General features: G+C 41.2%; 9 protein-coding genes. 1 reads left to right on the top strand and 8 read right to left on the bottom strand.

Annotated features, from left to right (window positions below; translation table 11 throughout):
• Positions 1-26: 26 nt before the first annotated feature.
• Positions 27-1,880, top strand: a complete 1,854-nt coding sequence (locus N693_RS0116090; protein ID WP_025785857.1) for an LTA synthase family protein — start codon at positions 27-29, stop codon at positions 1,878-1,880.
• A gap of 519 nt (positions 1,881-2,399) precedes the next feature.
• On the opposite strand, the gene N693_RS19755 is transcribed toward N693_RS0116090, so the two are convergent.
• The 8 genes from N693_RS19755 to N693_RS0116045 all read right to left on the bottom strand — a co-directional run bounded on the left by N693_RS19755 (position 2,400) and on the right by N693_RS0116045 (position 12,857).
• Entirely contained in the window at positions 2,400-3,464 is a 1,065-nt protein-coding gene (locus tag N693_RS19755; protein ID WP_025785856.1) for an S-layer homology domain-containing protein, read from the bottom strand.
• 95 nt (positions 3,465-3,559) lie between these two features.
• Complete coding sequence (locus N693_RS19750) at positions 3,560-4,639, bottom strand: S-layer homology domain-containing protein (RefSeq protein WP_025785855.1); 1,080 nt, start codon at positions 4,637-4,639, stop codon at positions 3,560-3,562.
• Positions 4,640-4,876: 237 nt separating this feature from the next.
• On the bottom strand, positions 4,877-5,953 hold the full coding sequence (locus N693_RS19745; protein WP_025785854.1) for an S-layer homology domain-containing protein: 1,077 nt from the start codon (positions 5,951-5,953) through the stop codon (positions 4,877-4,879).
• A gap of 39 nt (positions 5,954-5,992) precedes the next feature.
• Positions 5,993-7,069: an S-layer homology domain-containing protein gene (locus N693_RS19740; protein WP_025785853.1), complete on the bottom strand. Its 1,077-nt coding sequence runs from the start codon at positions 7,067-7,069 to the stop codon at positions 5,993-5,995.
• 630 nt (positions 7,070-7,699) lie between these two features.
• Positions 7,700-8,506 carry an SDR family NAD(P)-dependent oxidoreductase gene (locus tag N693_RS0116060; RefSeq protein WP_025785852.1) on the bottom strand — a complete coding sequence of 269 codons (807 nt, stop codon included), beginning with the start codon at positions 8,504-8,506 and terminating at the stop codon, positions 7,700-7,702.
• A gap of 329 nt (positions 8,507-8,835) precedes the next feature.
• A complete protein-coding gene (locus N693_RS0116055) occupies positions 8,836-9,897 on the bottom strand; it encodes a hypothetical protein (RefSeq protein ID WP_025785851.1) in 1,062 nt (353 codons plus the stop codon).
• Between the two features lie 13 nt (positions 9,898-9,910).
• Positions 9,911-11,311: an MBOAT family protein gene (locus N693_RS0116050; RefSeq protein ID WP_025785850.1), complete on the bottom strand. Its 1,401-nt coding sequence runs from the start codon at positions 11,309-11,311 to the stop codon at positions 9,911-9,913.
• 106 nt (positions 11,312-11,417) lie between these two features.
• Positions 11,418-12,857, bottom strand: a complete 1,440-nt coding sequence (locus N693_RS0116045; protein WP_025785849.1) for a carbon starvation protein A — start codon at positions 12,855-12,857, stop codon at positions 11,418-11,420.
• Positions 12,858-13,043: the final 186 nt, after the last annotated feature.

Below are 13,043 nucleotides of genomic sequence, written 5' to 3'. Positions count from 1 at the left end.
CTCCTATCAGAGAAGAGGTGCCCGTTGTGAAATTTAAATTTGATGTAAAGTCTTTTATCGCTATGTTGTTCGCGATGATATGGTTTCTCCTCCTGATCATAGGTGTAGAATCCTTCTTACTTGGCTCATTTGAACAAGCAATTACATGGAGTCAGGAGCGAACGACTACTTATTTGTTGAATGTCCTTATTGTCTTCGCTCTATTCCTAGTTATGATGGGAATCATCAATCGGTTTGTAATCAGTTTCCTTTTGACGAACGTTATCGTTATTCTGCTCCCCGTGTTCAGCTATTTCAAATTCAGCTTTCTCGGTGAGAATTTGTATCCATGGGATTTATTGCTATACAATAATATCTTTAACTTATTGCCGAATCTATATAAAGAGGCGAATGTCGGTGCCGCACTTGTTGGAATTGTCGTAGTCTTTCTGATTCTGGTCGGGTTGTTCATCTACATGTTAAAAAAGCGCCCAAAGCCCGTTATGCGGCTACCTTGGTGGGTGCGAATTCTTTTCATTGTGCTCGGTGCTACTTACTTAAGTGCTTTCATCTTCTACCGGACGTTCCCAAATATGGAGCAAGCGCTTAAGAAAGCTGAAATCACAAATATCACGTTTAACCAAGAGCGGAATTATCAACAAAATGGCTTTTACGGAGCGTTTATGCTCAATATGCAAAGTGCGATTGTGCTGGCACCGAACGGCTACAGCAAGTCGGCCATTGAGGATATCGTGAAGAAGCTTGAGAAAGAAGCGAATCAGCAAAAGACTCCTACCGGTGAAAAGCCCAATATTATTTTTGTGATGAGTGAATCGTTCTGGGATCCAACGTTGCTTGAAAAGATTCAGTTTGAACCTGATCCGATGCCATTCATTCGTGAAAACCAGACAGGTTGGTTGCTATCGCCTACGTTTGGGGGCGGAACGAGTAATGTAGAGTTCGAAGTACTGACCGGTTTTTCAAACAATTTCTTGCCTGTCGGATCCGTGCCGTATCAGCAATATGTGAAGGATACACAACCTGCTGCAATGCCGAATTATTTGAAAGGCCTCGGGTATGACACGCTTGCAATCCACCCATATGCAAAGTGGTTCTGGAATCGTGAGAATGTATACAAGCATTTTGGATTCAATGAGTTCCTTGATGATAAATCGTTTAAGGATCCCATTTATAAAGGTCCATTCATTTCCGACGAACAAGTAACCAAGACAATTATCGAGCGGACAGAAGCATCCGACGATCCGATGTTCGTTTACGCAGTAACGATGCAAAATCATACTGGATATGCGGAAGACAAATACGAGAAATTTGACGTCAAGACAACAGTTCCTGAAGATATTGATGACGTATTTAACGTATTGCTACGCTCATACACACAAGGCGTTTACGATGCGGATAAAGCATTAGAGCAGTTAATTGACCACTTTAAAGATTCAGATGAGCCGACTGTGATTGCCTTTTTCGGGGATCATTTACCTGCAATTGGAAAAGACTACCGATTGTACAAAATTGCTGACTTTGTTCCTCGAGGCTTAGGTGAAAGTCAGTGGGATTTGGGTGATTTCGAGAAGACGCGTTCCACTCCTTTGTTGTTGTGGAATAACTTTGAGTCCCCGATTCCTGACATTGATCATTTGAGTCCGAATCAGCTCGGCCCTGCTGTGTTGAGTATGGCGGGTATCCAAAAACCTGTTTATTATGAACTACTCGAGCAGTTCGGGGCAAAAATCCCTGGATTTACACGAGATGTGAAGATCGATGGTGATGGAAAACTGTCCCGTGAGATACCTTCTGATGCGAAGAAGTTGAGTAAAGAGTATCAGTTGCTCCAGTATGATTTGTTGTTCGGGAAACAGTACGGAAAAGATGCTGTTAAGTGATTTGTTTGATGGTATAGTGAAGCCGCCACTCCTTAGTTGCAGGAGTGGCGGCTTTTTTTGTGGTGGATAGGGCATTATGATGATCTGATACTTGGGTGACTATCGCGATATCGTTCAGCTTGGTTTAGGGATTAATTGGTAGCGCTTCGCTTGTTTAGGGCTGAAAGGGCTCGTGTCTTTGGTTATTTGTGAAGAAGTATGATCTGTTTTTTGAGTTTATGAGCACTTTTTGTGAGTTATGAGCACTTTTCCTGGGTTATGATCACTTTTCAAACTTTATGAGCACTTCCCATGGGTTATGATCACTTTTCAACTTTTATGAGCACTTTCCCTGGGTTATGATCACTTTTCAACTTTTATGAGCATTCTCCCTGGGTTATGATCACTTTTCAAACTTTATGAGCACTTCCCCTGGGTTATGATCACTTTTCAAACTTTATGAGCACTTTCTCTGGATTATGAGCACTTCCCCTGGGTTATGATCACTTTTCAAATTTTATGAGCACTCATTTCTCTAGATCACTTAATCCCCTTCAGCACAGACACGGTATTCCCGTTTTTATCCAAAACCTTAACAATTCCAATGCCTTTTACATAATAGTTTTTGTACCCAGTCGAAGTCGTCACTTCTACAGCATTGGCAAAGGTTTTGTATGGTGTTACAACCGTTTTATGCACAGCTGTGTAGGTACTCTTCTCTTGATAGTAGTTCCATGATTTGCCCGTTTCGATTGGATATAATAACTCCGTATAGTAATTGGATTGTAGGAGCCCTGTTGCAAACCCTTGATAGGTTTCATCCTCTATGAAATACTGGCTCTCCCCAGTCTTCAAATCCTTCTCTTGCCATACGAATCCAAGTTTACTGCCGGATATTTCAAGTGTACTGTTCACATAAGTGAGAATGCGATCTCCAGCAGACCCTCCATATGTGTATTGCTTAGTTTTGTCATGGGCAAAAGTGTCTGCAATTGCTGAACGTTGTTTAAAGTCGGCAGATAATCCTCGCGCTAGGAATGCAGTAAATTGCTCGCGTGATACGTTACCCGTTGGCTTAAATGTGCCATCGGGATATCCTGCGGTGATCGATGCTGCAGATATTTTACGAATGGATATTGCGGATCTCATGTTGGGACCGACATCAGTGAACAAAAACTGAGAGGTGAACTGCAAGTCAAACGTACGGTCCACGATTGCCGCCATATCACCACGAGATATTAACGCATTCGGACGAAACGTACCATCCGGATATCCATTGATGATGCCTTCTTTCGCAGCGGAGGCAATGTAGCCGCTTGCGGATAAATTCTTACCGACATCATTGAACTGAGTCGCACGCTTCGTTCCATCCAACTTCAGTAAACGTCCAATGAAAATCGCAGCTTCTCCACGTGTGACATCTTTTTTAGGTGCAAACGTTTTGTCGGGATATCCCGAGATAATATTTTTAGATACTAAGTATTGAATTTCATCATGAAATCGATTCGATTTTGGAACATCCGGAAAGCTCACAGCAGCAGCAGACTGTGCAGTTATCCCCAGAGAACACATTAGAACAGCAAACATCGTTATGATTCGTTTCATGTACTCACTCCTTCATTTAATAGATACGTCTAGTATATCAAACAAAAAAGACGTAGGAATGAAAAAAACGCTAGCTCAATGCTAGCGCCTTCCTGTTATTCCATCGATTTCAATTCGCTTACTACATCACCATTCTCGTCAAGTGTCTTTACATGCCCTACGCCTTTGACGTAGTACGATGTGTATCCAAGGTCAGAGGTTACCTCAACAGCATTGGTAAATGTTTTAAATGGAGTTTCCACAGTTTCCGTAACACTCGTAATCTCGTCTACAAGCGTTTCTTCCTCATCGATATACCAACCTGCACCGACTTCGATCGGATATAGCAAGTCTACGAAACCGTCTGAGAATGGAAATAATGTAACAAGTTCATTTGCTGTTTCTTCCTGGAAGAAGTAAGCAACTTCCTTAGTCGTCAAGTCTGTATTTTTCCATGCGAATCCGGCATAGTCCGGAACATCAAAACCTTCTAGACCCTTTTGGAATACTTCTTCCACATCTCCATTAGGGGTTGCATACACATAGCGCTTCGTCATATTCAGAGCATAGCCTTCATTTCCCACAGCGCGCTGCTTAAATTCAGGGCTCATCCCTCTTGATAGAAATGCAGAGAATTGCTCACGAGTGACTTTCCCATTAGGACGGAATGAATTGTCTTCATATCCTGTCGTAATGTACTCACCCGCAATATTATAAATCGCTTCACTTGCCTTCATGTTCATCCCAACATCATTGAACTCACGAATGCTGCCAAACTCCAATCCGAATACACGACTTAAAATAATAGCCATATCTCCGCGGATAATCTGTTGGTCAGGTCGGAACGTACCATCAGGGTAACCACCAATAATTCCTTTCGCCGCTGCAGAGGCAATATAGCCACTAGCTCTATTATTTTTAGAAACATCTTTGAACTTCGTATCGCGCACCGTACCATCTAAGTCAAGCGCGCGTCCAATCATAATCGCTGCCTCACCACGAGTTACATTCCGTTTCGGCTGAAAACTACCATCCGGGTAACCACTGATTATTTCTTGATTCACTAAAAATTGAATTTCATCATGAAACCGGTTTGACGCCGGTACATCTGGAAAACTTACTGCCGCCGCAGCGGGCTGCATAGATACTACAAGAGAACCTACTAAAATGGCAACTGTCATTAATAACTTCTTCATACACACTCTCCTCTTTTTGGTTAGCTTTATTATAGCAAACTACTACAAGTAATAATTAAGAAATTTTTCCCATAAAATACGACGATTACGTGTCAAATCGATCCGTTAAATGAAACTGCATGTATGAAGTTGAGTGAGTGCCCCCCCTCTTCTATTCCATATAAGTAAAACGCACCAATATAATCAAATTGACAAAGTGAAATAAAAAAAGCGCCAGCACAAGGCTGACACTTTTCATCACTTCATAGATTTTAATTCTCGTACTACTTTTCCTGCAGGATCAATTGTCTTAACAAGACCCACACCTTTTACATAATAAAACTTGTAGCCGCTCTGAGAAGTCGTTTCCACTGCATTCGTAAATGTCTTGTATGGTGTTTTCACAGATTTAGACAAGTTTGTAATCTTAACTGTGTCCTCGCCCTCACCGTTATACCATGGAACGCCTGCTTTAAGTGGATACTTCAAGTCAGTATAGTATTCTGAGAACGGATATCCCGTTATCATTTCATCCGATGTTTCTTCCTGCAATGAATAATCTACTTTACCTGTCCTCAGATTGGTTTCTTTCCAAGCAAATCCTTTGTAATTTGGAGCTAGATTACTTTGAATCCCTTGCTGGAAAACCAACTGACGATCCCCATCAGATGTGCCAAATGTATATTGCTTTGTCATGTTTAGGGAGTATCCGTTATTCCCTATCACACGTTGTTTATACACGGGGCTCATACCTCTCGCTAAGAAAGCTGAAAACTGTTCACGAGTTACCGTGCCCTTTGGACGGAACGTGCCATCGTTATATCCAGTTGTGATATATTCTCCTGCAATATTATAAATAGCACCGCTAGCCTTCATATTTTCTCCTACATCTTTAAAAACTCGGATGCTTCCGAATTCCAACCTCCACGCACGGTCTAGAATAATCGCCATATCCCCGCGCGATATGTGCTCGTTTGGACGGAATGTTCCATCTGGATAGCCACCGATGATTCCCTTGTCAGTTGCGGCAGCTATATAACCACTTGCTCCATACGCTTTCGTCACGTCTTTGAACTTTGTATCACGTTTAGCTCCATCCACTCCAAGCATTCGTCCGATCATGATAGCCGCTTCTCCGCGTGTTACATTCTTTTTCGGCAGGAAATTTCCATTTGAGTAGCCACTAATGATCTCTTTACCTACTAAATAGTTAACCTCATCGTGAAATCTGTTGGATTTTGGTACATCCGGAAAACTCGCTGCCGCTGCAGCCGGTTGCACTGCTACCACAAGTGAGAGTGCTCCTGCTGCTACAATAGTTATAAATTTCTTCATCCCTATTCCCTCCTATTTTGAACTGATATTTTGAATCGCTTATTGAATTGATTTCAATTCAGAGATCGTTTCACCTGATTTCGTGATAACTTTCACTAATCCGATTCCTTTGACGAAGTAATGTTTCATACCATCATCAGTGACTTCAACTGCATTCGCAAATGTTTTATAAGGTGTTTTAACAGTTTTGTTGACTCCTGTAATGGTCTTTCTGCCATCCATATCATAGCCAGTCTGCCATGTTGAATTTATCTTAATTGGATAAGCGAGTTCCAATACCCCACTCGATATAGGATAGACCAACATGAGTCCTCTTTCTGATTCATCCTGTGCTAAATAAGTTATTTTACCAGTCCCTGAATGTTTAAACTCCCAAAGAAAGCCTGTGAATGGTACTTCGGCAAACTTAGTACTCACCTTTTTATAAGTCACTTGGAGGTCTCCGTCAGATTGGCCATATACATATGTTTTCGTGAGGTCGTACGCATAGCCGTCTTTATTTTGTGTGCGCTGTTTGAATTCAGGGCTTAGACCGCGCGCAACGAAAGCCGCGAATTGTTCGCGAGTTACAAGTCCTTGTGGACGGAATGTACCGTCCGGATAACCAGTTGTAATATAGTTACCCGCCATGTGATTAATCGCTTCGGAAGCTTTCATGTTAGATCCAACATCTTTGAACTCTCTTTTACTGCCCAGTTGCAATTCAAACCCACGTGAAAGGATGATCGCCATGTCTCCACGAGAGATCGATTTGTTCGGCTGGAATGTACCATCCGGATATCCCCCAATGATTCCCTTCTCTGTTGCAGCAGCAATATATCCACTTGCTCCATAGGTTTTCGGTACGTCTTTAAACTTAGTATTGCGCTTCGTTCCATCTAATCCGAGCGTGCGTCCAATCATAATTGCCGCCTCTCCGCGTGTTACGTTACGTTTTGGCTGGAAGCTCCCATTTGAGTAGCCACTTATAATCTGTTTATCAACTAAAAATTGAATTTCATCGTGGAAGCGATTGGTTTTGGGGACATCTGGGAACTTAGCAGCTGCAGCTGCTGGTTGCACAGCAAGTACCAGCGTGAGTGCTAGCACAGTAATCAAAGTAAATAAGCGTTTCATTAAACCCCTCCTCAAAATATTATTTGGTAAATTCAGTATACCAGTTTTTTCCCAATCATTCTATTGTTTTCAGTGAATTGTTAATATTTATCTACTATATTAATAGTTTTATATGTCCTTTGGCATACTAAAGCGCCATCCTTTCCGCGTCCGGATTGGATGGCGCCTTGTCAGTCTATGCATTGGTTTGTTGTAATGATAACTATATCTGTTCGATTATTTATAGCAAATCTTGTTATTGTATTACTAACGCAACTAAGAGTAGCTTCAGTACGCCTACTTTCTACGTGCTAGCCCATCCCCAACAGCCTAGTCCGGAAGTTAAAAAATCATTAAAATTGAAGAGTTTTTGTGATTCGTTGAACTACCGTTTCCTTCTGTTGTTACATAGTTTTCCTCAACTGCAAAATGGTTATCCAATACGCCAACATACGTTTCTCCCATCGTTGTACTTAGAGACCTAATTTCCTTTAAACTATTACAACCTAATTTTAGAGATTACATTTCTAATTTCTATTCAGTCCATTGCTCAGTCCGCATGAGGTGCAAATCTATATTGTTTATATGTAAATGAAAAAACTCCCTCTTCACCAAACTGAATTGGCAAAGAAGGAGTTCGTTAACTAAAACTTATTTTTGGAAGCTAGCTGCATACGTATTAACGTCAGAAATTGTAGGGCTTGTCATGTAGTGACCACCGTCAACCACAAGCAATTGACCTGTCATGAATTTAGAATCATCTGAAGCCAAGAACAGAACTGTATTTCCGATATCTTCTGGCTCACCGTGGTAAGGAAGCGCATTATACTTCATGAAGATTTCGCGTACTTCTTCAGGCAAGTTATCTTTTGCGGCAGGTGTTAAGATAAGTCCTGGTGCGATTGCGTTACAACGGATTTTGTCTTTTCCGTATTGAGTTGCAATGTAACGAGTCAAACCAGTTACAGCTGTCTTAGAAGCGCCATACGCTGAACGGATTGCGTCTCCAGCCACTGCAGCGGTTGAAGCTGTGTTAATGATAGAACCGCCACCCGCTTTTTGCATGTGTGGAATTGCATAACGCGCGCCGATCAATACACTCTTCAAGTTCATGTTCATCAAACGATCCCACTCATCCAAGTCAAGGTTGACAACGTCCAAATCTTTTTTAAGGTTTGTTCCTCCAACATTGTTGAACATTACAGTAAGTGAACCATATGTGTTCACTGTGAATTCTACAGCTTCTTTGATGGAATCTTCTTTAGTAGCATCTAAAAATACTGCAGATGCTTCGCCACCGTTTGCTTTGATTTCTTCAGCAGCAGCTTTTGCACCTTCAATGTTGAAATCACCGATAACAACTTTTGCGCCTTCTTTAGCAAGTAACTGCGCAGATGCAAGACCGATTCCTGATGCTCCACCTGTAACCAATGCGACTTTCTGAGCAACTCTTCCCATTTATAAAATCTCCTTTTATGTGGTATACAGTCTCGAGTGACTGCAACCCCTTTGATTGATAAACAACGATGAATATTTTAACATGAAAATACTTACATCGTTACTGTTTTTCTGTGTCTATTTCCCAACCAAATCAAGAAGTTTTCATGTGCTAGTTTGTTCACAATTGCATACAGTTTTTTTCAACTATCCTATTAACGATGTATCACCTTAGCTCAGAAGTCTTTAATGTGTCTTACTTCATATAGAGTTAGACTCGAATCCCCATTTTTTTGCACGGTATTAGGCAATATCCGCTTTGTAATGAGATACTATCGAATCAAGATTATTTACTTATTTCCACTTTCTCGTACTGCTTGTTCAGCGAGTTCTCGTACATCTTGAAGATGTTCTTCTAGATTATCAGCTGTTACGTATACACCAAAATCTTCAGGAACTTCTGTCGTATCTGTATTCTGTATTCGTTTAGCAATAAGCTTCCCGATTTCAGGATAGAAATGGTGTCCATCAATATAGTTCATGTTGTCATTCGTAATCGAATTCGGATACATGAAATTCCAAACGCCGCCGTTCACTTTAACTAAATCCCGTATCCAATGTTCGTACTCGTCCAAAAGACCAGATTCAACTAGGGACACAAACAATCCAGTCGAAATAGGCGTGGTATAGACAGAAAGCTCATCGTCCCCTGCTGCATCCTTAATTTTTTGAAGAATCATCGGATAATCTTTGTAGTACGTGTAGTTACTTCCGTAGAATTCTTTTTCAAATCGTGCAATTTTCGCACTTGTGCTTTCTTCCACTTCTTCTTTTGTCAGTCGATTAGCGAACGCTTCCCCTTTTCGGTTGTAGAGACGATCTTCATCTACAGTGTCAGTCACTGATTTTTTGAAGTTCTGAATGGAAATCTCCAAAGTATCGAGAGACAATAAATTCTTCGTCCGATAAAAAGGTTGGTCTATCTTATTCTCATAATTCGTTAAAGCACGCGGAGCTCCCGCTTCTTTCTCACTCGACTTGAAGAAATCCACTCCGATTAGATAGCGCTCCAAACCAGGCAATTGAGATTGGCTATAAATCATGAAACTATGCACTTCCCGTATAGACAAATTGGCGACAGAAAAGTTAAATACATCCCATCCTTCAAACGCGGTTGGATGAATATATGTGGAACGACTGCTTCCAATCAGTAACGTATCATAATCATGACGCCCATAATGTAGCATAGCAATTTTCTGTTCCCGTTCGTTGGTCACCTTCTGAACGGTGTTGAACGCGTTGGCATGTCCATAATGCCAAAGTGGGTCTATCCAGTAATTGACGCCAGCCGTTGCGGCGGCCAACGTCAGAAATAATAATAGTGCTGTTCGTGCAAATTTTTTATCTGTCAATTGACTCACCGCCTTAGAAGTTAAAGTATAGGAATTCGCTGACGCGCTGAAGTTGCATCGAGCTGTAATACAGCAACATGACGACAAATAGCATCATGAGCGGAGTCCGCTTTTGTGTTTCCATAATTTGAACGGAATTCTTAGCAAATAGTGCGATTGCTAATCCGATAAGTAAATAAAGAGCTAGATACATGATACTTTCATTGAATATCGAAACGATTCCTGTCAACTGGAATCCTTCGAGACCAAACATAGCTTTGTAGACGCTCATTGCAACGGACATATCCGGAGCGCGGAAGATAACAAACGCTAAGTGAACAAACAGGAATGTGATCCCCCATGCCCATATCTTCGGTAACTTCCCTCCTGAACGCTTCCAGATTCGCGCAATGACACTCGCTAGTCCATGGAGAATTCCCCAAATGACGAACGTCCATCCAGCACCATGCCAAAATCCACTAATCAAGAAGATGATAAAGATATTGACGTAGGTCTGAGGAATACCTTTACGACTCCCACCAAGTGGAATGTAAATGTACTTCGTCAAAAAACCGGATAATGTAATATGCCAGCGACGCCAGAAGTCTTGGATATCTAGTGCTTTATAAGGCGAGTTGAAGTTAATCGGCAATCGAATGTTGAAAAATAACGCGAGTCCAATCGCCATATCCGAATACCCACTGAAATCGAAATAGAGTTGAAGCGTATACGAAAGTGACGTAAACCATCCGCTTATCATCGTCAGTGTTTCAACGGAACCATATCCGCTATTTGCGAACCCTGCAAAAGTATCTGCAATAGCTACCTTTTTAAATAAACCGATAGAAAAAATAACGAGTCCTTTCGCTAAGTTTTCATGATTGATGCGATAGGTTTTCCGATCACTGAACTGAGGCATCATATCCCCATGATGTACAATGGGTCCAGCAATTAACTGTGGGAAAAAAGAAACGAATAAACCATAATTCAAGAAATTGTATTCGTTCGTTTCAAGCCGATAGGAGTCAACGAGATACGCAATTTGTTGGAACGTATAGAAACTGATGGCCAACGGAAGAATAACTTGGATCAAAGAAATGTGTGTTCCCAAGACTGAGTTTATATTTTCTGCAAAGAAATCCCGATATTTGAAGTAACCTAACAGGCTGACATTGAACAAAATACCGAGTGTCAGAATTACTTTACGCGTTGGGACCCATTTGTTTTTCCCTAGAAATACGCCAATGATGTAGTTCACAATCATGGAACCGATAATTAACGGTAAATAGGCAGGATTCCAATACGCATAGAAAAACAATGAAGCGAGCAATAGCCATGCTTTTGCGAATGGTGGCGCGACTTTCCCGACAAGGAAAAATACTATCCAAACGATTGGTAAAAATAGAAATATAAATTCAAACGAGTTAAAAATCATAGTATACCCCACATACAAATTTAGTAGTTTAATCTGTCATGAAGTATACCATACGAGCCGAACTGTGCGATATAAAGAAAAAGAAGGTGCATGATTCGCACCTTCCTTAATAGGTAGTTTTGGGGACAACTTGTTTTCCGCTTTCTTTTCTGAGCTGAACAATCTTCACCCCATAGAAAATAGCAAGTATCCCAACTACGACTAAACCAATTGTTACGGAAATCCCATAGCCTAACTGCAATCCTTCAGGAGCATACAACCAGTAAGTTGCTACGACCCCACTCATGAACAAAGCGGGAATGCCTGCAATATAATGCGCACGCCCTTCACGTAGAAGATAAGATGTTGCAGTCCACAACATGATTGCAGCGACAAACTGATTGGTTCCCCCTACATAACGCCATAAAAAAGAGTAGTCAATCATCGATAAGTAAAACATGGGGACACCTAGAACTGCAGTTGCTAGGAGTACTACCCATCGTCTATCAGGATTAATCCAAGGAGAGGTTGCTTCCGTCAGCATCATACGTGCAGAACGTAAAGCAGTATCACCTGTTGTAATCGGTAAGATAATGACACCTAGTATTGCTAAAATCCCACCAAAAGTCCCTAACAGCGTGCCCGATATTTCATTTACTACTCCTGCAGGTCCGCCAGCAGCGAGTGCTCCTTGAAGACCTCCTGTTCCACCAAAAAACGTCATTCCTGCAGCTGCCCATATCAAGGCGATAACCCCTTCTCCGATCATCGCTCCGTAGAAAACTTTACGACCTTCTGATTCTTTCTTCATTGTTCTGGAAACAATCGGACTTTGCGTTGAGTGGAAACCTGAAATGGCTCCACATGAAATTGTGACCATTAGGAGTGGCCAAATTGGAAGTTCCCCCGGATGCATATTTGTAAAAGTTAAGTTGGGGATTTTAGCAGTTCCAAATACTAGTGCCCCTGCAATCGCTACTGCCATGATGATTAAGATTGCTCCAAAAATCGGATAAATTCGACCTATGATTTTATTAATAGGTAGAATTGCAGCTAATGTAAAGTAACCAAATACGAGTACTAATGCCATAGTAAAAGTGATTGGAGTTATGGAAGCAATAAGTTGCGCGGGTCCTGCTGTAAATGCCGCTGCAACAAGGACCATTAAAACAATTGAAACTACACTTGTCACTTTTCGAACAGTGCTCCCTAGATATTCCCCAACTAGTTTAGGAAATTGTGCACCCCCGTGTTTCAGCGAGAGCATTCCTGAAAAATAATCATGTACACCACCTGCAAAGATACTTCCTAAGACAATCCATATGAAAGCTACAGGACCGTAAAGCGCACCTGCAATCGCACCAAAAATCGGGCCAAGACCTGCAATATTTAAGAGTTGAATGAGCCAACCTCTCCACCAACTCATCGGCACATAGTCCATCCCATCCGTCTTCGTATAAGCTGGCGTTTTACGGGCATCATCTACAACAAATACTTTTTCTACTACTTTCGAATATGTGAAATATCCTGCGAATAACAAAACGATAGACGATACAAATGTGAGCAATGTTATTCCCCCTTAAATAAATCGTATTTATTTAAACTATTATAAATGTTCCGACTATATATTCAACACCCAATTTAGAAGTATGCATCAAATGGCTGACTTTATTTATATTTTTTCTAATTCTATCCAAATATTTGATTCCTTTATGTTATAATCATCTAAGGAATTAGAACTGTTTTATTACTA

The organism is Sporosarcina sp. D27 (genome assembly GCF_000586555.1).
Lineage (GTDB): Bacteria > Bacillota > Bacilli > Bacillales_A > Planococcaceae > Sporosarcina.
The sequence above is the reverse complement of the archived record's forward strand: the minus strand, read 5'-3'. Positions and strand labels throughout refer to the sequence as shown.

Bases quoted from the DNA above. Each gene is read 5' to 3' on its own strand.
- N693_RS19755 (WP_025785856.1), bottom strand. From the start codon at position 3,464: ATGAAACGAATCATAACGATGTTTGCTGTTCTAATGTGTTCTCTGGGG.
- N693_RS19750 (WP_025785855.1), bottom strand. From the start codon at position 4,639: ATGAAGAAGTTATTAATGACAGTTGCCATTTTAGTAGGTTCTCTTGTA.
- N693_RS19745 (WP_025785854.1), bottom strand. From the start codon at position 5,953: ATGAAGAAATTTATAACTATTGTAGCAGCAGGAGCACTCTCACTTGTG.
- N693_RS19740 (WP_025785853.1), bottom strand. From the start codon at position 7,069: ATGAAACGCTTATTTACTTTGATTACTGTGCTAGCACTCACGCTGGTA.
- N693_RS0116060 (WP_025785852.1), bottom strand. From the start codon at position 8,506: ATGGGAAGAGTTGCTCAGAAAGTCGCATTGGTTACAGGTGGAGCATCA.
- N693_RS0116050 (WP_025785850.1), bottom strand. From the start codon at position 11,311: ATGATTTTTAACTCGTTTGAATTTATATTTCTATTTTTACCAATCGTT.